Below are 21,557 nucleotides of genomic sequence, written 5' to 3' on the forward strand. Positions count from 1 at the left end.
TGCATGATCAGCACAATTTCAAGAGGGCCGGCGCATAGGGCCGGGCTCACAACGAGCTGGCGGCCTTCACCTGAAGCGGCTGTCAGCCGGCGCGCGGGGCGATGTCGCCGCGCGCCCAATCGGCCTTGGTGCGCTCGTAGAATTCCGTGAAGCGCCCTTGTGCGATCGCCGCGCGCATCCCGGCCATCAATTGCTGGAAGTAGGCAATGTTGATTTCCGACAGCAGCGTGGCGCCGAGCGCCTCGCCGGCCTTGATCAGATGATGCAGATAGGCGCGGGCATAGCTGCGCGCCGCCGGCCACGGGCTCTCCTCATCCAGCGGCCTGTCATCGTCGGCATGACGCGCATTGCGCAGGTTCACCGGCCCGAAGCGTGTGTAGGCGACGCCGTGGCGGCCGTTGCGGGTCGGCAGCACGCAGTCGAACATGTCGATGCCGCGCCGGACCGACTCCAGGAGATCGTCAGGCGTGCCGACGCCCATCAGGTAGCGCGGACGGTCGGCCGGCAGCACCGGCGCGGTCGCCTCGATCATCTCGAGCATGACCGCCTGCGGCTCGCCGACGGCCAGGCCGCCGATCGCATAGCCGTGGAAGCCGATGTCGACCAGCGCCTGCGCGCTGGCGACGCGCAGTGCGGGCACATCGCCGCCCTGCACGATGCCGAACAGCATGTAGCCTGCCGGCGCACTCTCGAACGCGCGGCGGCAGCGTTCGGCCCAGCGCAGCGACAGCCGCATCGCGCGCTCGATATCGTCGCGCTCGGCCGGCAGCCGCACGCATTCGTCGAGCTGCATCGCGATGTCGGAGTTGAGCAGGCGCTGCACCTCGATGGCGCGCTCCGGTGACAGCTCGATTTTCGCCCCGTCGATGTGCGAGCGGAACGTCACCGCCTGCTCGGTCACCTTGCGTAAACCCGACAGCGACATCACCTGGAAGCCGCCGGAATCGGTCAGCATCGGCCCGCCCCAGCCGGTGAAGCGCTGCAGGCCGCCGAGCGCGGCGATGCGCTCCGCCGTGGGCCGCAGCATCAGGTGATAGGTGTTGCCGAGCACGATGTCGGCGCCGGCCTCGCGGACGTCGCGCCAGTGGATGCCCTTCATGGCGCCGGCGGTGCCGACCGGCATGAAGGCCGGGGTGCGGACCACGCCATGCGGCGTCGTCAGCCGGCCGGTGCGGGCCGCGCCGTCATTGCCGAGCAGTTCGAAATGGTTGGGAAGGTCGCTGGCCGAGGAGCTCATGGCCGGCTTATTGCGTCAGGATGGCCCCCGATTCAACCGCGATGGCGCCGTTTTCGTCCATTTCGGCCGTTGACGGCGGTTCCGACCGCCCCTATGGTCCCGCGCCATGTCGATCTCGACCAAACGCACGACGAAAACCACCAAGCCCACGAGGGCCTCGGGAGGCGTGCGCGCGTAGTCGAACTCGATTGCGACCATCTTCGAACCGAAGCCCCGCCTGATGAAGGTCCGGGGCTTTTTTATTGCCCGAATTTCAACCGGAGACTTGAGACGTGCCCCACGATCCCACCATTGCCATCGTCGGCGTGACCGGCGCCGTCGGCGCCGAATTCATCGCCACCCTGGACCGCCGCAACGTCCGCGTCGGCCAGCTCAAGGCGCTGGCGAGCGCCCGCTCGGCCGGCCAGACCCTGACCTTCCGCGGCCAGACCATCGTGATCGAGGAGCTGACCGAACGCTCCTTCGAGGGCGTCGACATCGCGCTGTTCTCGGCCGGCGGCGGCATTTCCAAGAAGTTCGCGCCGATCGCCGTGCGCTCCGGCGCCGTCGTGGTGGACAATTCCTCGGCCTTCCGCATGGATCCGAACGTGCCGCTGGTGATCCCGGAGATCAACGCCCGCCGAATCCGCGACCACAAGGGCATCATCGCCAATCCAAACTGCGCGGCCATCACGGCGCTGGTGCCGCTGTGGCCGATCCATCAGAAGAATCGCATCAAGCGCGTGATCATCTCGACCTATCAGGCCGCCAGCGGCGCCGGTGCGGCGGCGATGGACGAGCTGGTGCAGTCGACCCGCGCGAGCCTCAACGGCCAGATCTATGCGCCCAAGGTGATGCCGCATCCGTTCGCCTTCAACCTGTTCAGCCACAACACCGCCATCGATCCCGAGACCGGCTACAACGACGAGGAAACCAAGGTCATCAACGAGACCCGCAAGATCTTTGAGGACGAAGGCATCGCCATCGGCGTCACCTGCGTCCGCGTGCCGGTGCTGCGCGCCCATTGTGAATCCATCAACTTCGAATGCGAGAAGCCGATCTCGGAGGACGACGTCCGCCGCATCCTGGCGACCGCGCCCGGCGTGCGCGTGGTCGACGACCGCGCCAAGAACTACTTCCCGATGCCCGTCGACGCCTCCGGCCAGGACGACGTGCTGGTCGGTCGCATCCGCAAGGATCTGTCCGATCCGTCAGGCCACTCGATCGCGATGTTCGTTGCCGCCGATCAGCTGCTCAAGGGCGCTGCGCTCAATGCGGTGCAGATCGCCGAGCTCCTGCCCGAGCGGGCGATGGCGTAGCTCTCAGGGCGAACTTGCAGGGTGGGCCTTTTGCCCACCCTACGGCTCGACGATGCGCTCGTCTGGCTGACGAAACAACAGGCACGCATCGCCATACGAATAGAAGCGATAGCCGCTGCGGATCGCATGCGCATAGGCCGCGTGCATCGTCTCCAAGCCGGCGAAGGCTGAGACCAGCATGAACAGCGTCGAGCGCGGCAGATGGAAGTTGGTCATCAGGATATCGACCGCGCGGAAGCGATAGCCGGGCGTAATGAAGATCGACGTCTCCGCCTCGAACGGCGCGATCGTGCCGTCGGGCTGCGCCGCGCTCTCCACGAGCCGCAGCGACGTCGTGCCGACCGCGACGATGCGGCCGCCCTTGGCGCGCGCCTCGTTCAATGCGGCCGCCGTGTCCGGCGTGAGACTACCCCACTCCGCATGCATGCGGTGGCCTTCGGTGTCATCGACCTTCACGGGCAGGAACGTGCCGGCGCCGACATGCAGGGTGACACGCTGCAGCCCGACGCCGCGCTCGCGCAGCCGCTGCTCCAGCGTCGGCGTGAAATGCAGCCCAGCCGTCGGCGCAGCCACCGCGCCCTCTTTGGCCGCGAACATGGTCTGATAATCTGTCGCGTCCTGCTCGTCTGCGGGCCGCTTGCCGGCGATGTAGGGCGGCAGCGGCGGCCGGCCGAGATCGGCGATCGCTTGGTCGAGCGCGGGCCCATGGAACACAAAGGACAGCGTCAGCTCGCCCTCCTCGCCCTTGGCCTCGACGGTGGCGTCGAGATGGCCGAGCAGGCAGACCTTGCCCTCGTTGCCGAACCGGATCGTATCGCCTGGCGCGAGCTTCTTGGCGGGCCGCACCAGCGCCTGCCAGCGCGAGCCGTCGAGCCGCTTGATCAGGGTCGCCTCGATCTTCGCCTCGGTCTCGCGGCTGATGCGCCGACCGGACAGCTGCGCCGCGATCACCTTGGTGTCGTTGACGACGAGCTGATCACCGGGCTCCAGCCAGTCCGGCAGGTCGGCGACCGTGCGGTCGCGCAGGACACCGTCGCCCTGCACCACCAGCATGCGCGCGGACTCGCGCGGGCTCGCCGGGCGGAGCGCGATGTTTTCGGGGGGAAGATGGAAATCGAACAGGTCAGTGCGCATCGTCGTTCTGGGACGACCATCGGCCCTTCATTCCGGGGAGCGTGCGACAGCACGCGTCGCGAAGGATGAAGGCCCGACTGTCTGCCTCATGGTGCGAGACGCCTGCTGCGCACGCGCCTCACCGTGAGGATCGCAAAGTCTAAGCCGCGTCGGCGGCCATGTAGGCCTTCACGATCTTGTCCGGGTTCTGCACCGGCTCGCCGCGCTTGATCTTGTCGACGTTCTCCATGCCCTCGGTGACCTTGCCCCAGACCGTGTACTGCTTGTCCAGGAAGCGGGCGTCGTCGAAGCAGATGAAGAACTGGCTGTCGCCAGAATCAGGATTGGCCGCACGCGCCATCGAGGCGGTGCCACGAACATGCGGCTCGGCGTTGAACTCGGCCTTCAGCTTCTTGCCGGAGCCGCCGGTGCCAGTGCCCTGCGGGCAGCCGGTCTGCGCCATGAAGCCGTCGATGACGCGGTGGAAGACGATGCCGTCGTAGAAGCCCTCGCGGACGAGCTCCTTGATGCGCGCGACATGGCCGGGCGCGAGATCGGGACGCATCTCGATCGCGACGGGCCCCTGAGTGGTCTCGAGGATCAAGGTATTTTCGGTCACAGCCATTCTGGTCTCTCGGTTTTGTAGAATTGACGGGGGTCAGGACAAAGCAAATCCTGGGTCTGAAATGTCGCGGCGCCTTCCCATGTGCGGCCGTCACCCCTACTGACGGCAATCCGAGCACGACGAGGCCCGCGATGCTGGCCCAGAATAGACCCAATGCGCTTAAAGCTGAAGCCACCGGCCCTGTCGATGTGACGGGGCGGCAGAATCGCCATGCCTCCGCGACGTGGCAAAAGGTTCCTTAAGGCCCGGGGGAACCCGGGCGCGAGACCCGGGCATGCCCCCGCTCTGCCTGCCTACTTGATGTCCGAGGCGACCTGAACCTTCACCATCTTGTCCGGATCGGTGACGGCACCGCCCGACGAGCCCGGAGGCGCCTTCTTGAGCTTGTCGACGACGTCCATGCCCTGCACGACCTCGCCGATCACGGTGTATTGGCCGTTGAGGAAGGACGCATCGCCGAAGCAGATGAAGAACTGCGAGTTGGCAGAATCGACGCTGTCGCCCCGGCGCGCCATGCCCACGGTGCCGCGCTTGAACGGCGTGCTCGAAAACTCCTGCTTCAGGTTCGGGTACTTCGAGCCGCCGGTGCCATTGAAGTTCTGGCCGTCGCCGGTCTGCGCCATGAAGCCGTCCATGACGCGGTGGAACGGCACGTTGTTGTAGAAGCCCTCGCGCGCCAGCGTCTTCAGTCGCTCGGCATGCTGTGGCGCCAGATCGGTGCGCAGCTTGATGATGATGCGGCCCTTGGTGGTGTCGATGACCAGGGCATTCTGCTTGTCGAGGCCGGCAGGCAGCGACTGGGCCAGCGCCGGCAACGCGAACACGAGAGCAAAGACGAAAGCGAGAGCGCGGATCATGGCAACTCCGATGACATGAGACGATGAGGAGAGGAAGGCACCGCCGGAAGCGGCCGGTGCCCGAAGGATCACTTGAACTTGGCCTTGAGACTTTCGGCCACCGACGGCGGCACGAAATGCGAGATCTCGCCGCCCATGGCGGCGATCTGGCGAACCAGCGTGGCCGCGATCGGACGGACACCCACCGAGGCTGGAACGAACACCGTCTGGACCTGCGGTGCCATGGTCTGGTTCATGCCGGCCAACTGCATCTCGTAGTCGAAATCGGTGCCGTCGCGCAGGCCCCGGATCATCATGATCGCACCGGCCTCTTGCGCGGCGGTGACGGTCAGATTGTCGTAGGTCGAAGCCTCGAAGCCGCAGCCCGCCGCGGCTGCGACGGGACCGAAGATCTCTTGCGCCATCGCCAGCCGCTCCTCGGTCGAGAACAGCGGCTTCTTGCCGTGATGCACGCCGACCGCGACGATCAGGCGATCGCAGAAATGAACGGCCTGCCGGACCACATCGAGATGGCCGTTGGTGACGGGATCGAACGAGCCCGGATAGAGCGCAATGCGTTGCATGCGCCCGTCCTATACCGCCCGGAACAGGCCGGCAAGCCGCCGTCAGGCCCGCTGGCGTGGCTGTGATGGGCAAAGAGCGGCCGAGAGACCGCACCGCAATGAAATGGGTTGCGACACCGGGGAGCCGGAACTGTGGTCGGCTACCGCGATTGTTTCATCGGAACTCGGGACACGAAACACGCTCGCGCCGAGACGAAACCAATTCGCCCGTTCCGCGAAGACGTCTCGAAACCCGAACTGATTATCAAATCCTTAACGAACAACGGGCCGAACGGCCCGGACAGGGGACCGTCATGATCAAAGCGCTATCTGCAGTCGCAGCGGCCGGCTTGGTGGCTGCCGGCATCACCCTCCTGCCCGGCTTCGCTCCTCAGGTCGAAGCCAGCGTGCCGCGTCCGCTCGCCAAGGCGGACCGCCTGGACATTCGACCGATCGGCCGCGACTGCTCGCAGCAGGCCTGGCCGAACTTCGAAGCGGGCTGCCTGCGCAGCGCCGGAACCCGGGGGACCATTCGTGAGGCGCGGATCATTGAAGTCGACCGGACGCAGTGAGGAGAGAGCGAATAGCCCGAAACCTGATTCGTCCCTATTCGCTGCTCCCTATTCGCCATTCGCCGGCTCGCTGGCCCCGTTGCCGTTCTCGGCCTCCTCGCCGATATGCTCCACCGACACGACATGCTCATCATCGGCGGTGTCGAACACGATGACGCCCTGGGTCGAGCGTCCCGCGATGCGGATGCCGTCGACGGGGCAACGGATCAACTGCCCCTTGTCCGTCACCAGCATGATCTGATCGCCATCCTCGACCGGGAATGAGGCGACGAGCTTGCCGTTGCGGTTGTTGACGGACATCGCGACGATGCCTTTGCCGCCGCGGCCGGTGGTGCGGTACTCGTAGGACGAGGTGCGCTTGCCGTAGCCGTTGACCGAGACGGTCAGCACCACCTGCTCCTGCGCCGACATCTCGACATAGCGTTCCTGCGACAGCTGGATCGCGCCAGCGGCCGCCTCCTCGCCCTCGGTCTCGACCGGCTCCTCGGTGGCAGCATCGCCCGACATCGCCCGGCGCATCTTCAAGTACGCCGTACGCTCGTCCGAGGTCGTTTCGACATGGCGCAGGATCGACAGCGAAATCACCTTGTCGCCGCCGGCGAGCGCGATGCCGCGCACGCCCATCGAGGTCCGCCCGGTGAAGACGCGCACGTCGGTGACGGGGAATCGGATGCACTGCCCGCCCGACGCCGTGAGCAGCACGTCGTCACGCTCGGTGCAGATCTGCACGTTGACGATCTCCTCGCCCTCGTCGAGCTTCATCGCGATGATGCCGGAGCGGCGCACGTCGACGAAATCCGACAGCTTGTTGCGGCGGACGTTGCCGCCGGTGGTGGCGAACATCACGTCGAGATTGGCCCAGGAGGATTCATCCTCCGGCAGCGGCATGATCGTGGTGATGCGCTCGCCCTGCTCCAGCGGCAGGATGTTGATCAGCGCCTTGCCGCGCCCGTTGGGCGCCGCGATCGGCAGCCGCCAGACCTTCTCCTTGTAGACCTGGCCGCGCGACGAGAAGAACAGCACCGGCGTGTGCGTGGAGGCCACGAACAGCCGGCTGACGAAATCCTCCTCGCGGGTCTGCATGCCCGAGCGGCCCTTGCCGCCGCGGCGCTGCGCCCGATAGGCCGACAGCGGCACGCGCTTGGTGTAGCCGGCATGCGACACGGTCACGACCATGTCCTCGCGCTGGATCAGGTCCTCGTCCTCGACCTCGCCTTCCTGCTCGGCGATCACGGTGCGGCGCGGCGTGCCGAACTCCGCCTTGATCGCGGCGAGCTCGTCCTTGATGATCCCCTGCACCCGCGCCCGCGAGCGCAGGATGTCGAGATAGTCGTTGATCTCGACCTTGAGCTTGTCGAGCTCGTCGGAAATCTCTTCACGGCCGAGCGCGGTCAGGCGCTGCAGACGCAGGTCGAGAATCGCCTTGGCCTGCTCGAACGACAGCCGGATGGTGCCGTCCTCGGCGAGGCGATGGCGCGGATCGTCGATCAGCGTGATGATGGCCTCGACGTCGCGCGCCGGCCAGTCGCGCGACATCAACGCCTCGCGCGCGGTCGCAGGATCGGGCGAGGTCCTGATGACCCGGATGACCTCGTCGATATTGGCCACGGCCACGGCGAGGCCGACCAGGATGTGGGCGCGGTCGCGCGCCTTGTTGAGCAGGAACTTGGTCCTGCGCGTGACGACACGCTCGCGGAACGCGACGAAGATCGTCAGCAGGTCTTTCAACGTCATCGTCTGCGGGCGGCCGCCGTCGAGCGCCAGCATGTTGGCGGCGAAGCTCGTCTGCAGCGGCGTGAACTTGTAGAGCTGGTTGAGCACGACGTCCGGCACGGCGTCGCGCTTCAGCTCGACGACGACGCGGTAGCCGTCGCGGTCGCTCTCGTCGCGCAGGTCGGCAACGCCTTCGACCTTCTTCTCGCGCACCAATTCGGCGATGCGCTCGACCATCGTGGCCTTGTTCACCTGGTAGGGAATCTCGGAGATGATGATCGCCTCGCGATCCTTGCGGATCGTGTCGATCGTCACCTTGCCGCGCATCATGATCGAGCCGCGGCCCAGATGATAGGCCGAGCGGACGCCGGCGCGTCCAAGAATGATGCCGCCGGTCGGGAAATCCGGCCCCGGAATGATGTTGATGAGCTCGTCGATCGTGAGCGCCGGATTGTCGATCAGCGCGATGCAGGCATCGATCACCTCGCCGAGATTGTGCGGCGGGATGTTGGTGGCCATGCCGACCGCGATGCCGCCGGCGCCATTGACCAGCAGGTTCGGATATTTGGCCGGAAGAACCGACGGTTCCTTGTCCGAATTGTCGTAGTTCGGCTGGAAGTCGACGGTGTCCTTGTCGATGTCGTCGAGCAGCGGGATCGCCGACTTGGCGAGCTTCGCTTCGGTGTATCGGTAGGCGGCCGGCGGATCGCCGTCGACGGAGCCGAAATTGCCCTGGCCGTCGATCAGCGGCACGCGCATCGAGAAGTCCTGCGCCATGCGCACCATGGCGTCGTAGATCGACTGGTCGCCATGCGGATGGTATTTACCGATGACGTCACCGACCACGCGCGCGGACTTGACGTATTTCTTGTCGGGCGTGTGCCCCTGCTCGTACATCGAATAGAGGATGCGCCGATGCACCGGCTTCAGGCCGTCGCGCGCATCGGGCAGCGCTCGCGACACGATCACGCTCATCGCGTAATCGAGGTAGGAGCGCTTCATCTCATCGAGGATGGAGACGGGACGAATGTCGGAAGGTCCGCCCGGCTCGCCGGGCTTCTCATCTTCTTTATCGGACAAAGGGGATACCGGTCGGTTTTGACACGCGAAAATCGCTTGGAATCATATAGCGCATCGCGTCACGGCAGGCCACCCCTTGACGCACCGGCAAGACGGATTTTTTGGCCGCATTTCCAGCGACTTAACGAGGTCTTACGCTGCGACCGACGGTGCCCCGGACGCCCCCCCGCGGACTGGACTTCAGCCGTGCCGCCGCACTTGTTTTCCCGCCTCAGCGCCGCAGTTGCAGAGAGACTGCCAGCGGCGCGCGAGAGCCGTTGATTCTTCAGCAAAATCCGTTTGTCCGGCGAAACGATCTCGCGAACCGGGCTCGTCATGTGCGATAGCGCAGCGCGTCGACCAGCACCGTGAACGCGGATGTGGGCTGCCGGCGGCTGGGAAAATACAGATGATAGCCGGCAAACGGCGCGCACCAGTCTTCCAGGACGCGAACGAGCTTGCCTCGCGCAAGGTCGTCCCGGACCTGATCCTCGGGCAGATAAGCGAGCCCGAGCCCGGCGCGCACCGCGTTCATGCGCATCGCGATGTTGTTGAACACCAGTTGCCCGTCCACGCGCACCTTCAGCGCGCGTCCACGCTTTTCGAACTCCCACGCATAGATCCCGCCCAGGGTCGGAAGTCGGATGTTGATGCAATTGTGGTCCGTGAGATCCTGCGGCTTCCTTGGCCGCGACCGCACGGCGAAATAGGCCGGTGAGCCGACCACGGCCATGCGCAGGTCCGGCCCGATCCTGACGGCGATCATGTCCTTGGCGACCTGCTCGCCGAGGCGGACACCCGCATCGAATCTCTCGGCGACGATATCGGTCAGTCCATAGTCGGTCACGACCTCGACCTTGATGTCGGGATACAGCGGAAGCAGCTTTTTCAGCGCCGGCCAGAGCACGGAGTCCGCGGCATGCTCTCCCGCCGTGATCCGGATCGTGCCGGCGGGCCTGTCGCGCAATTCCCTCAACCCCGCCAGTTCCGTTTCGATCTCATCGAACCGGGGTCCGATGCTCCGCAGCAGACGTTCACCGGCGGCCGTCGGGGCGACGCTGCGCGTCGTGCGCGCCAGCAGCCGCACGCCGAGCCGGGCCTCCAGATTGCGAAGGGCATGGCTGAGCGCCGACTGGCTGACGCCGAGCCTGGCAGCCGCCCGCGTGAAGCTTCCCTCCCGGGCGACAGCGAGGAAACCAAGGACGTCGTTCAGGTTCTCGCGCAGCATTCATGATTCCATTTCATAAAAGTATGCGCATTCTAGCCTCTAATGTTATCGCGGTCACAGCCTTAGGTTCAGCCCGGACGGCAAGGTTGACGACGCGTGATGCCGGCGTTGACCGGGACGGACAGGAGAACCGGATGAAGAAGAGAACCCTGGGCAAGAGCGGCCTCGAAGTGTCGGCCATCGGCTTCGGCTGCATGGGCCTGAACTTCGGCTACGGTCACGCGCTCGAGAAGGACGACGCGGTCAACCTTATCCGCGCCGCCTTCGATCGCGGCGTGACATTTTTCGACACCGCCGAAATCTATGGACCGTTCACGAATGAGGAGCTGGTCGGCGACGCCCTGGCTCCCGTTCGGGACAAGGTGGTCATCGCCACCAAGTTCGGCTTTGCGATCGACCCGGCGACCGGCCGGTCATCAGGGATGAACAGCCGCCCCGAGCGCATTCGCGCGGTCGCGGAGGCATCCCTGAAGCGGCTCAAGACCGATCGCATCGATCTGTTCTATCAGCACCGCGTCGATCCGGACGTGCCGATCGAGGACGTCGCCGGCGCGGTCAAGGATCTCATCGGGCAAGGCAAGGTCAGGCACTTCGGCCTGTCCGAGCCCAGCGCCCAGACCGTACGGCGCGCGCATGCCGTCCAGTCCGTTGCCGTGCTCCAGAACGAGTATTCGCTGTGGACCCGAGGTCCCGAGAGCAACGGCATCATTCAGGCATGCGAGGAGCTCGGCATCGGCCTGGTGCCCTATAGTCCCCTGGGAAAAGGCTTTCTGACCGGCGCGATGAACGAGACGACCACGCTGGCCGACAACGACTTCCGCAGCACCCTGCCGCGCTTCACGCCCGCGGCGATGAAGGCCAACCAGGCGCTGGTCGATCTCCTCAAGCAGATCGCCGAACGCAAGGCATCCACGCCGGCCCAGATCGCGCTCGCCTGGCTGCTCGCGCAAAAGCCGTGGATCGTTCCCATTCCGGGCACGACCAAGCTCCATCGCCTCGACGAGAATCTCAAGGCCGCCGACGTCGAGCTCACTGCGGACGATCTCGCCCAGATGGAGCAGGCCGCAGTTGCGATCAAGGTTGAGGGAGAACGCTATCCCCCGCACCTGATGGCGACAACAGGGCGGTAGAACCCCTCTCCCACATCACCGGGCACTCCCATCGTGAGCGCCCGAAACCACCTGGAGGCGACGCGCCGCCGGCGGCGCGTACACCCCACAGCTTCACCGAGATCGCGCCTTCTCCTTCACACCAAGGCGCGCCCTGAATTTCAGAACGGAATGTCGTCGTCCATGTCGCTGTTGCGTCCGCCACCGCCCGCCGAAGCAACCGCGCGGCGCGGCGGCGCCATCGACGGACCGCTGCTGCCGAAATCACCGCCACCCATGTCATCGGAGAAGCTGCCGCCACCGCCGCCCCGGCCATCGAGCATCGTCAGGGTGGAGTTGAAGCCCTGCAGCACGACCTCGGTCGAGTACTTCTCGACACCGCTCTGATCGGTCCATTTGCGGGTCTGCAGCGCGCCCTCGATGTAAACCTTGGCGCCCTTCTTCAAATACTGCTCGGCGACCTTGCAAAGACCTTCGTTGAAGATCACCACGCGGTGCCACTCGGTCTTTTCCTTGCGCTCGCCTGTCGCCTTGTCGCGCCACGTTTCCGACGTCGCAATGCTCAGATTGGCGATCGGCCGCCCATCCTGCGTGCGCCGGATCTCGGGGTCCTTGCCGAGATTGCCGACCAGAATCACCTTGTTCACACTACCCGCCATCACCACTCTCCCGCGGTTCTCGATCATCGGACCGGCCGTCCACACCGGCCTCACGGCGTCCGGTGGCTAACCCTTCCTCTCGCGGCGGACCCTATACGGTTGCCGCGCGGTCCACCCGCCCTGTCCATTGCTTATCCACATATAGCAGGCGGAAGGCCATTGTTCCAGTTTTGTTCGCGCGCATATGTCTACAACCGTGCGTCGAGTTCCACGGAACTCGATGGAACCGCAAGTTCTCGCAATGGAACCCGGAAAAAGTTCCCTTATTCACGAAAAAGGGATTAATTTTCATTAAGTTAGCCGGCCTCACTTCCTCCTCGGCTGTGGCTTTTGGGAGACGGTATCCAGGGTTGAATCGCGTATATTTGAGGATGGATTGGGGCCGCAAGCGTGGTCGCACCAACTTCACAGACGAGCGTCTCCGGGGACCATTTTGGAGACGCCCAACGCGGGAGACTTGGGATGAAACGAATTTTTCTCGGAGCTGTCAGCTTGATGGTTTTGGGGGCGCTGACGCCGGCGGGAGCCGCCGATCTCGCCGCCCGCCCGTACACGAAGGCCCCGGTGATGGCGCCGGCGCCGCTTCCGACCTGGGCCGGCTTCTACCTCGGCCTGCAGGGCGGCGGCGGCTGGGGCCGCAGCAACGAGACCTTCTTCGGGGCGCCGAATACGGCGATCTTTGCCGGCACCCAGAACTATGACACCAGCGGCGGCTTCGTCGGCGGTGTGGTCGGCTACAACTGGCAGGTCGACAACATCGTGTTCGGTCTCGAGGGCGACTATCACTGGGCCGACATCAACGGCCGGTCGGGCGTCGTCAACGCCGGTCTCGGCGATACCTACTTCACCAGGCTGCGCGGCTTCGGCGACATCAAGGGCCGCCTCGGCTGGGCTGCGGGTCCGGCGCTGTTCTTTGTCAGCGGCGGCGCTGCCGTCGGCGATCTCCAGCACCGCTACGACGCGGCGCTCAATGGTGGCGCGGCCAATAGCTTCGCTCAGAACAACTGGCGCTGGGGCTGGACGATCGGTGCCGGCGCCGAGTACATGTTCGCGCCGAACTGGTCGGCCAAGGTCGAATACAACTATCTCGACTTCGGCAAGAGCTCGATTCAGTACAGCGCGGTTCCGACCAACCGCTCCGAGTGGAGCGACACCGTGCACACCGTCAAGGCGGGCGTCTCCTATCACTTCGGCGGCCCGATCGTGTCGCGCTACTGATTGCACGCAAAAAGCGAATATGTCGAAAGGCCGGCCTCGCGCCGGCCTTTTTTGTGTGCCAGAACCGGCACTTGCCGAGCCGTTGTGTCCTTTGGGTGACGGCTTTTTACGGCGGAAGGAGCTATCAACGTCCGGCGGGTGGGCGTTGGTGAGAGCGTGCGTGCGGGCGTCGGACGTGGTTTGGGGAATGCGATGAGAAGGCTGTTGCTGGGGGCGACAACTTCGCTGGCGCTGGGGATTGCGCCGGCCATCGCTGCCGATCTGCCCGCGCGCACCTTCACCAAAGCGCCTGCGATGATCACGACGATCTATGATTGGAGTGGCTTCTATATCGGCCTGAATGCCGGCGGCGCAGCGGCCCGCACCTGCTGGACCAACAAGGTCAGCTTTGCCGGCGTGGCCGCAACCAACGCGGAAGGCTGCCATGATGCGACCGGCGCGCTGGCGGGCGGCCAGATCGGCTATCGCTGGCAGGCTGGCGGCTGGGTGTTCGGCATCGAAGGTCAAGGCAACTGGGCCAACCTCAAGGGCAGCAACACCAGCCAGTTCGCCCCGGCCGTGACCAACCAGACCAAGATCAACGGCATCGGCGTGTTCAGCGGCCAGATCGGCTATTCCTGGAACAACGTGCTCTGGTACGTGAAGGGTGGCGCCGCGGTCGCGGGTGAGAAGTACAACGGCCTCTCCACGGCCACGGGTGTGGTGCTCGACCAGTCCAGCGCCACGCGCTGGGGGGCTGCGGTCGGGACTGGTGTCGAGGTCGGCTTCGCCAAGAACTGGTCGGTCGCAGCCGAATACGAGCACCTGTTCATGGGCAACCGCACCCTCGGCTTCTCGGGTGTTCCCCTTGGAGCTGCGGGCCGGACCGATGCGGTCGGCCAGGACGTCGACATGGCGACGGTCCGCGTGAACTATCGCTGGGGCGGTCCCGTCGTTTCCAAGCACTGACCCTCGAGGGCTGACACTCGGGATCTCACGCGGCGGCGCTTGCCCGGCCTGTCGTCACTCACGCTGTGACACAGCTCCCCCGTCGGCACTGGCAGTCGCCGTCTTTACCCGCGCTTAAGCACGATCGGCACATCCCGCCACGCGGCTCGTCCCGGTCACGAGTTTGGAAAGCAGTCTCCCTTACAACCAGCCACAGGCCACCTTCGCGTGGGCCCGGATCGGAGGGATCCGGAGCGTGGTGTATTGGGACTGGGGAGAGACGAATGCAGAAGACGACCTTGATCTTGACCGCCAGCGCCGCGGCGCTGGGGCTGGCGCCGGCCTCAGCGGCCGACTTCGCGACGCGCCCTTACAGCAAGGCGCCGCCGCCGGCCTATGTCACGCCGCTGCCGAACTGGGCCGGATTCTACCTCGGCGTCAATGGCGGCGCCGACTGGAGCCACAATTGCTGGACGCTCAATCGCGTCGGCGGCGTGCCGGTGGTGCCGACCCAGTCCGAAGGCTGCCACAACGCCTCGAGCGGCCTGGTCGGCGGCCAGGTCGGCTATCGCTGGCAAGCGGCGAGCTGGGTGTTCGGCGTCGAGGCCCAGGGCGACTGGACCGGCCTGAAGTCGTCCAATGCGAGCACGGCTGCGCTGGCCGCGGGCATCACCAACACCACCAAGACCGATGCGATCGGCCTGTTCACCGGCCAGGTCGGCTACGCCTGGGGCAACGTGCTCTGGTACGTGAAGGGCGGTGCCGCCGTCACCCACAACAAATACACCGGCACGGCGAATGCGGCCGCGCCCTTCCCGGTCGGCACGCTGCTGGATTCCGCCAGTGAGACCCGCTGGGGCGGCACCGTCGGCACCGGCGTCGAGTTCGGCTTCGCACCGAACTGGTCGGTCGCCGTCGAGTACGATCACCTGTTCATGGGCTCGCGCGACATCACCTTCCCGGCCACCGCAACCGTGCTGTCGCGCGTCGACACCATCAAGCAGGACATCGACATGGCGACCGTCCGGGTGAACTATCGTTTCGGAGCGCCGATGGGCACCCGCTACTGAAGAAAGTCACCGCTCGCACGCATTCGGAAAGGCCGGCCGTCGCGCCGGCCTTTTTCGTGTCAACAGCCCGGCAGCGTCGCGGCTTTTTCGTGCTAAATATATGATTTATAACGCTTTTTCATTTCTGTGGCGGGCGCGTTACAGCCTCTCCGGGATGCCCTGTGTATGACTTGCCCATCGCTTGTCATTCCAACCTCCCGGGGGAGAATTTGATGAAGAAGTTGCTTGTGATCACGACGGCGCTCGTCGGCATCGCATCCGCCACATCCGCGTCGGCGGCCGACATGGCGGCCCGCCCGTACACCAAGGCGCCGCCGATGATGGTTGCCATCAACGACTGGAGCGGCTTCTACCTTGGCATCAACGGCGGCTACGGAACGAGCCGCAATTGCTGGACGCTCGTGAATGGCCCAGCCGAGGGCTGCCATAACGCCACCGGCGGCACGATCGGCGGTCAGTTCGGCTATCGCTGGCAGATGGGCTCGGTCGTGTTCGGCCTCGAGGCGCAGGGCAACTGGGCCGACCTCACCGGCAACAACGTCAGCCCGGTGTTCGCGCCCGATCGCAACCGCACCAAGCTCAGCGCCTTCGGCCTGTTCACCGGCCAGATCGGCTATTCCTTCGACAATGTCCTGCTCTACGCCAAGGGCGGCGCGGCCGTCACCGACACCAAGTACGAGATCTTTTCCGGCGTGATCAACACCGTGCTGGCTACCACGACCGTGCACAAGTGGGGCGCGTCCGTCGGCGCTGGCGTCGAATACGCCTTCTCGCCGGGCTGGTCGGTGGGCTTCGAGTACGACCACCTGTTCATGGGCAACACGAACGTCCCGTTCCGCGGTGCGGTGTTCACCCAGACCGACACCATCAAGCAGGACGTCGACCTGTTCACGGCGCGCCTGAACTACCGCTTCGGCGGTCCGGTCGTCGCCAAATACTGATTGATCGTTCGACAACCGAAAGTTCCAAAGGCCGGCGCAAGCCGGCCTTTTTGTTGCTCAGAAGCCGCCTTTGCCGCCCTGCAACACTTGGAACCAAGCATTTGAGTTACATGAACAATCTGGAACTCCCCCGTAGAAACGCGGTTTGGCCGCGAGTGTGTCTTCAGGGTGACGGTAATCCGTACGGAACCGGGCTATAGGAACCTCGTCAACTTGAACGGGTGAGTCTGTTTCGTGCGTAAGCTTATCGGTGCGATGCGGACTTCGAGGAATAAAAAACTGGAGACTGGAATGAAGAAGATCCTGCTCGCGACCGTGGCCTTGGCCGCCCTGGCCGCTCCCGCTGCCGCCGCTGATCTTGCCGCGCGCCCGACCTACACCAAGGCCCCGGTTCTCGCGCCGGTGCTGACCTGGACCGGTTTCTACATCGGTGCCATGGGCGGCTATGCCAACGAGGATGCTGACTTCGCGGCCATGAAGGGCGGCTTCGCCGGCGGCACCGTCGGCTACAACTGGCAGCAGGGTGCTGTCGTGTTCGGCCTCGAGGCCGACGCCGCTTGGGCCGACATCAACGCAAACGTTGGCGCGCTCGGTGTCAACGCCGAGTCCAAGATCCGCGACTGGGGCACTGTCCGCGGCCGCATCGGCTACGCCTTCGGCCCGACCCTGCTGTACGCGACCGGTGGTTACGCCTGGGCCGACAACCGCATCTCGCTGACGGCCCCCGGCTTCGCCGCTGCCGACAGCAAGATCCACTCCGGCTGGACCGTCGGCGCTGGCGTCGAGTACATGTTCGCCCCGAACTGGTCGCTGAAGGGCGAGTACCTCTACAAGAGCTTCGGTGGCGAGAGCTACACCTTCACCGGCCTCGGCACGCTCGCAACCGGCACCCTCAACGTGCATTCCGGTCAGGTCGGCATCAACTACCACTTCTAAGTCTTTGCCTACGGGCCAACGCACACAGCCTTCGCTCTGTCAGAGCGGAGGCTTTTTCTTTGTGGGATCGTGCACAAAACAGTACGGAACCGGCAGTCTCCTGCCAGTCGCTGCCATTCCCTGAGCGCATTGTTGATGATTCGCTGACGGCACTGGAAATCCAGCTCCGTTCTTCCTACGTTCCGACCATACCTTTTCCCCCTGGCGTCCGATGGCCGGCTTCCGGCGAACGCGCCTGCAACGATGGCGCAACTCTGCGCCGTGGGACGATCGTCATGGATGAAGTGCTCAAGGCCAAGCAGCGCGCGCAAGCCAACCAGTCGAGCCTGCGGGCCATCACCATCCGCGGCGCCCGCGAGCACAATCTGAAAAACATCGACGTCGAGATCCCGCGCGACAGGCTCGTCGTCTTCACCGGCCTGTCCGGTTCCGGCAAATCCTCGCTCGCCTTCGATACGATCTATGCCGAGGGTCAGCGCCGCTACGTCGAATCGCTGTCGGCCTATGCCCGTCAGTTCCTCGAGATGATGCAGAAGCCGGACGTCGACCAGATCGACGGCCTGTCGCCGGCGATCTCGATCGAGCAGAAGACGACCTCGAAGAACCCGCGCTCGACGGTGGGCACCGTCACCGAGATCTACGACTACATGCGCCTCTTGTGGGCGCGCGTTGGCGTTCCCTACTCCCCGGCGACCGGCCTGCCGATCGAAAGCCAGACCGTCTCGCAGATGGTCGACCGCGTGCTGGCGATGCCCGAGGGCACCCGCCTCTATCTGCTGGCGCCGGTCGTGCGGGGACGCAAGGGCGAGTACAAGAAGGAGCTCGCCGAATATCTCAAGAAGGGCTTTCAGCGCGTCAAGATCGACGGCACCTTCCATGAGCTCGCCGAGGCGCCCACGCTCGACAAGAAGTTCCCGCACGATATCGACGTCGTTGTCGACCGCATCGTCGTGCGCCCCGACATCGGCCAGCGTCTCGCAGAAAGCTTCGAGACCGCGCTGAAGCTCGCGGAGGGACTCGCCGTGATCGAGTTCGCCGACGCGCCTGCATCGTCATCACCGGGCCGCGCCGAAGGCGCGAGACCCGGTGATCCATCCTCCTCCAAGGAGATGGATGGCCGGGTCAAGCCCGGCCATGACGAGAAGAAGCAAGACGACAAGAAGAAGGTCGCAAAGATCCACGACAAGAGCGGGCCCGAGCGCATCCTGTTCTCGGAGAAGTTCGCCTGCCCGGTCTCCGGCTTCACCATCCCCGAGATCGAGCCGCGGCTGTTTTCATTCAACAACCCCTATGGCGCCTGCCCGGAATGCGGCGGCCTGGGGGTCGAGCAGCACGTCGATGCCGACCTCGTCATTCCCGACAAGGACGTCACCCTGCGCAAGGGTGCGATCGCCCCCTGGGCCAAGTCGTCGTCGCCCTACTACCTGCAGACGCTGACCGCGCTCGGCAAGTTCTACAAGTTCACGCTGGACACCAAGTGGAAGGACCTGCCGAAGAAGACGCAGACCGCCCTGCTGCACGGCTCCGGCGACGACGAGATCAAGTTCACCTATGAGGACGGCGTCCGCGCCTACGACACCAAGAAGCCGTTCGAGGGCGTCATCACCAACATCGAGCGCCGCTTCCGCGAGACCGAGAGCGAGTGGGCGCGCGAGGAGCTCGGCAAATACTTCAATGACGTGCCCTGCGCCGGCTGTAACGGCTACCGCCTGAAGCCCGAGGCGCTGTGCGTCAAGGTCGGCGGCAAGCACATCGGCGAGATCAGCGACCTCTCCGTCAAGGCGGCCGGCGAGTGGTTCGCCGAGGTGCCGAAGGCCCTGAACGCGCAGCAGACCGAGATCGCCACGCGAATCCTGAAGGAGATCCGCGACCGCCTCACCTTCCTGCTCGACGTCGGCCTCAACTACCTGACCCTGGCGCGCTCCTCCGGCACCCTGTCCGGCGGCGAGAGCCAGCGCATCCGCCTGGCGTCTCAGATCGGCTCCGGGCTGACCGGCGTGCTCTACGTGCTCGACGAGCCGTCGATCGGCCTGCACCAGCGCGACAATGCCCGTCTGCTCGACACGCTGAAACGGCTGCGCGACCTCGGCAACACCGTGATCGTGGTCGAGCATGACGAGGACGCCATCCGTCTGGCCGACTACGTGCTCGACATCGGCCCCGGCGCTGGCACCCATGGCGGCCACATCGTCGCCGAGGGCACTCCGGCCGAGATCATGCGCAATCCGGCGTCGCTGACCGGCAAATATCTCACCGGCGAGCTCGAGGTCGAGGTGCCCGAGCGGCGGCCGCCGAACCATCGCCGCACCATCAAGGTCGTCAACGCCCGCGGCAACAATCTGAAGAACGTCTCGGCCGAGATCCCGCTCGGCCTGTTCACCGCGATCACAGGCGTGTCCGGCGGCGGCAAGTCGACGCTCCTGATCGACACGCTCTACAAGGCGATCGCACGCAAGCTCAACGGCGCCAACGAGGCAGCCGCGCCGCACGACCGCATCGAGGGGCTGGAGCATATCGACAAGATCATCGACATCGACCAGTCGCCGATCGGCCGCACGCCGCGCTCCAACCCCGCGACCTATACCGGCGCGTTCACGCCGATCCGCGAATGGTTCGCCGGCCTTCCCGAATCCAAGGCGCGCGGCTACGAGCCCGGCCGGTTCTCCTTCAACGTCAAGGGCGGCCGCTGCGAGGCGTGCCAGGGCGACGGCGTCATCAAGATCGAGATGCACTTTTTGCCCGACGTCTACGTCACCTGCGACGTCTGCAAGGGCAAGCGCTACAACCGCGAGACGCTCGACGTCCTGTTCAAGGGCAAGTCGATCGCCGACGTGCTCGACATGACCGTCGAGGAGGCCGCGGAGTTCTTCAAGGCGGTGCCGCGCGTGCGCGACACCTTCGAGACCCTGCGCCGCGTCGGCCTCGACTACATCCATGTCGGCCAGCAGGCCACCACGCTGTCCGGCGGCGAAGCTCAGCGCGTCAAGCTCGCCAAGGAGCTGTCGAAGCGGGCCACGGGCCGCACGCTCTACATCCTCGACGAGCCGACGACGGGCCTGCATTTCCACGACGTCAAGAAGCTCCTGGAGGTGCTGCACGAGCTGGTCGCGCAGGGCAACACGGTGGTCGTGATCGAGCACAATCTCGAGGTCATCAAGACCGCCGACTGGGTCATCGACCTCGGCCCCGAGGGCGGCGACGGCGGCGGCGAGATCGTCGCCTGGGGCCCGCCGGAAGATATCGTCAAGGCGCCGCGCAGCTACACCGGGCAGTTCCTCAAGCCGGTGCTGGAGAAGTCGGCCAAGCCGAAGAAGCGCGGCCGCGGCGCCGCCAGCGAGGCAGCGGAGTAGTTGCCCTAAACTCCCTTGTATCGATCGTCATTGCGGGCGAAGCGAAGCAATCCAGGGCCGCGTACGCGACTCTGGATTGCTTCGTCGCTGCGCTCCTCGCAATGACGCATGTGGTCGATACCGGTTCATCACAGCAAAGCCCGCCGCTCCCTGCAGAGCGGCGGGCTCGATGTTTCTGCAACGAACTCAGATTACCACTGGCGATAATACCCGCTCCGCGTGCCGTTGTTGTTGCCGCGCGGTCCGACGTCGCCCTGGGTCGAGCTTGGGGTCGGGTGGTTGGTGCCGTTGTAGCCGGCGCCCCAGCCCGGGCCGTCATACGGGCCCGGCGCGACGGCGACGTAGCCTTCCTCATAGACCGGCCCTGGCGCCCAGGCGAAGGAGTCGCGGTAGGCATAGGTGCTGGTGACCTGGCCGCCATAGCCGTAGCCGCCCGGCCCGTATTCGCCGGCCGAGGCGCCGATCGTGCCGGCGACCAGCGTGACGGCGGCCAGCGCGGCCAATCCAAACGTGCGTGTCATGAACTTGCTCCGTTGTTCCCAATTCATCGAGGAACAAACCATCGTCATGCCCCGGCAGTTCCGCCACCCGCCACAACATGTGTGCGACACAACGTGGCGCTCACGTTGCCGCGATCAGATGATCCGGAAGCTGGTCGCATCGTCTCGCAAGCGCCTGGGCGCCCTCTCAGACGACAAACCCGCCGCTCTTGTCCGAGCGGCGGGCTTGATCGACTCGCTTCAGCGCCAGACGGCAACTACCATTGCCGGTAGGCGCCGGTCAGCGTGCCGTTGTTGTTGCCGGACGGGCCGACATCGCCCTGGGTCGAGCCCGGGGTCGGATGGTTGGTGCCGTTGTAACCGCCGCCCCAGGCCACTGGGCCAGCCACCGGACCCGGCGCGTAGGCCGGCGCCGGCGCTGCGCCATACACCGGCTCGGAATCGGAGGTCTGCGCCGGCGGCACCCAGGCCATCGAGTCGCCGAATCGGGCATAGCCCTGCGCGGACGCAGCGACGGTGCCGATCACCAGCGTGGCTCCGGCCAGCGCGGCCATCTTGATCGTGCGTTGCATGTCTCTCTCCTTGCTTCTGTGCGGGGTCAAC

19 protein-coding genes are annotated in these 21,557 nt (G+C 65.3%); 9 read left to right on the forward strand and 10 right to left on the reverse strand.

The genetic code is table 11. The features are described 5' to 3' along the window. Nucleotides 1-82: 82 nt before the first annotated feature. Nucleotides 83-1,237, reverse strand: coding sequence for a tRNA guanosine(34) transglycosylase Tgt (tgt, locus tag QW887_RS04615; protein ID WP_315711780.1), 1,155 nt, complete (start codon nucleotides 1,235-1,237; stop codon nucleotides 83-85). A 272-nt stretch (nucleotides 1,238-1,509) separates the two neighbouring features. Here tgt and QW887_RS04620 point away from each other — a divergent pair, with 272 nt between their 5' ends. Further along, the gene (locus QW887_RS04620) at nucleotides 1,510-2,535 is read left to right on the forward strand and encodes an aspartate-semialdehyde dehydrogenase (protein ID WP_315711778.1); all 1,026 of its coding nucleotides are present in this window, start codon (nucleotides 1,510-1,512) and stop codon (nucleotides 2,533-2,535) included. Nucleotides 2,536-2,574: 39 nt separating this feature from the next. On the opposite strand, the gene queA is transcribed toward QW887_RS04620, so the two are convergent. From queA to coaD, 4 genes are all read right to left on the reverse strand, one after another. Next, entirely contained in the window at nucleotides 2,575-3,669 is a 1,095-nt protein-coding gene (queA, locus tag QW887_RS04625) for a tRNA preQ1(34) S-adenosylmethionine ribosyltransferase-isomerase QueA (protein WP_315711775.1), read from the reverse strand. A gap of 139 nt (nucleotides 3,670-3,808) precedes the next feature. After that, entirely contained in the window at nucleotides 3,809-4,273 is a 465-nt protein-coding gene (locus QW887_RS04630; protein ID WP_315711773.1) for a peptidylprolyl isomerase, read from the reverse strand. Nucleotides 4,274-4,566: 293 nt separating this feature from the next. Then, complete coding sequence (locus tag QW887_RS04635) at nucleotides 4,567-5,130, reverse strand: peptidylprolyl isomerase (protein ID WP_315711771.1); 564 nt, start codon at nucleotides 5,128-5,130, stop codon at nucleotides 4,567-4,569. A 68-nt stretch (nucleotides 5,131-5,198) separates the two neighbouring features. Beyond that, nucleotides 5,199-5,693, reverse strand: a complete 495-nt coding sequence (gene coaD, locus QW887_RS04640) for a pantetheine-phosphate adenylyltransferase (protein WP_316194202.1) — start codon at nucleotides 5,691-5,693, stop codon at nucleotides 5,199-5,201. 293 nt (nucleotides 5,694-5,986) lie between these two features. Here coaD and QW887_RS04645 point away from each other — a divergent pair, with 293 nt between their 5' ends. Further along, entirely contained in the window at nucleotides 5,987-6,244 is a 258-nt protein-coding gene (locus tag QW887_RS04645) for a hypothetical protein (RefSeq protein ID WP_315711768.1), read from the forward strand. Nucleotides 6,245-6,292: 48 nt separating this feature from the next. Here the strand turns inward: QW887_RS04645 and gyrA are convergent, their stop codons facing one another. Then, complete coding sequence (gyrA, locus tag QW887_RS04650; protein WP_315711767.1) at nucleotides 6,293-9,037, reverse strand: DNA gyrase subunit A; 2,745 nt, start codon at nucleotides 9,035-9,037, stop codon at nucleotides 6,293-6,295. Nucleotides 9,038-9,350: 313 nt separating this feature from the next. Then, complete coding sequence (locus QW887_RS04655; protein ID WP_315711766.1) at nucleotides 9,351-10,244, reverse strand: LysR family transcriptional regulator; 894 nt, start codon at nucleotides 10,242-10,244, stop codon at nucleotides 9,351-9,353. Nucleotides 10,245-10,378: 134 nt separating this feature from the next. On the opposite strand from QW887_RS04655, the gene QW887_RS04660 reads away from it, so the two are divergent. Next, nucleotides 10,379-11,374 carry an aldo/keto reductase gene (locus tag QW887_RS04660; protein ID WP_315711765.1) on the forward strand — a complete coding sequence of 332 codons (996 nt, stop codon included), beginning with the start codon at nucleotides 10,379-10,381 and terminating at the stop codon, nucleotides 11,372-11,374. A 140-nt stretch (nucleotides 11,375-11,514) separates the two neighbouring features. Here the strand turns inward: QW887_RS04660 and QW887_RS04665 are convergent, their stop codons facing one another. Beyond that, on the reverse strand, nucleotides 11,515-12,012 hold the full coding sequence (locus QW887_RS04665; RefSeq protein ID WP_315711764.1) for a single-stranded DNA-binding protein: 498 nt from the start codon (nucleotides 12,010-12,012) through the stop codon (nucleotides 11,515-11,517). Nucleotides 12,013-12,474: 462 nt separating this feature from the next. On the opposite strand from QW887_RS04665, the gene QW887_RS04670 reads away from it, so the two are divergent. The 6 genes from QW887_RS04670 (at nucleotide 12,475) to uvrA (ending at nucleotide 20,454) form a co-directional block, all read left to right on the forward strand. Next, complete coding sequence (locus QW887_RS04670; protein WP_315711763.1) at nucleotides 12,475-13,230, forward strand: outer membrane protein; 756 nt, start codon at nucleotides 12,475-12,477, stop codon at nucleotides 13,228-13,230. 192 nt (nucleotides 13,231-13,422) lie between these two features. Beyond that, nucleotides 13,423-14,178 carry an outer membrane protein gene (locus QW887_RS04675; RefSeq protein WP_315711762.1) on the forward strand — a complete coding sequence of 252 codons (756 nt, stop codon included), beginning with the start codon at nucleotides 13,423-13,425 and terminating at the stop codon, nucleotides 14,176-14,178. A 263-nt stretch (nucleotides 14,179-14,441) separates the two neighbouring features. Then, entirely contained in the window at nucleotides 14,442-15,227 is a 786-nt protein-coding gene (locus QW887_RS04680) for an outer membrane protein (RefSeq protein ID WP_316194203.1), read from the forward strand. A 212-nt stretch (nucleotides 15,228-15,439) separates the two neighbouring features. Further along, entirely contained in the window at nucleotides 15,440-16,168 is a 729-nt protein-coding gene (locus QW887_RS04685; RefSeq protein WP_315711759.1) for an outer membrane protein, read from the forward strand. 291 nt (nucleotides 16,169-16,459) lie between these two features. After that, nucleotides 16,460-17,104, forward strand: a complete 645-nt coding sequence (locus QW887_RS04690; RefSeq protein ID WP_315711758.1) for a porin family protein — start codon at nucleotides 16,460-16,462, stop codon at nucleotides 17,102-17,104. 275 nt (nucleotides 17,105-17,379) lie between these two features. Further along, nucleotides 17,380-20,454 carry an excinuclease ABC subunit UvrA gene (gene uvrA, locus QW887_RS04695; protein WP_315711756.1) on the forward strand — a complete coding sequence of 1,025 codons (3,075 nt, stop codon included), beginning with the start codon at nucleotides 17,380-17,382 and terminating at the stop codon, nucleotides 20,452-20,454. Nucleotides 20,455-20,645: 191 nt separating this feature from the next. Here the strand turns inward: uvrA and QW887_RS04700 are convergent, their stop codons facing one another. Both QW887_RS04700 and QW887_RS04705 read right to left on the reverse strand, forming a co-directional pair. Then, nucleotides 20,646-20,975 carry a hypothetical protein gene (locus QW887_RS04700; RefSeq protein ID WP_316175353.1) on the reverse strand — a complete coding sequence of 110 codons (330 nt, stop codon included), beginning with the start codon at nucleotides 20,973-20,975 and terminating at the stop codon, nucleotides 20,646-20,648. A gap of 236 nt (nucleotides 20,976-21,211) precedes the next feature. After that, nucleotides 21,212-21,526 (reverse strand): hypothetical protein, encoded by a 315-nt coding sequence (locus QW887_RS04705; protein ID WP_316194204.1) that lies wholly within the window; start codon nucleotides 21,524-21,526, stop codon nucleotides 21,212-21,214. Nucleotides 21,527-21,557: the final 31 nt, after the last annotated feature.

Origin of the sequence: Bradyrhizobium sp. SZCCHNRI3052 (genome assembly GCF_032484895.1) — a bacterium.
In the GTDB taxonomy this organism is placed as follows: Bacteria; Pseudomonadota; Alphaproteobacteria; order Rhizobiales; family Xanthobacteraceae; genus Bradyrhizobium.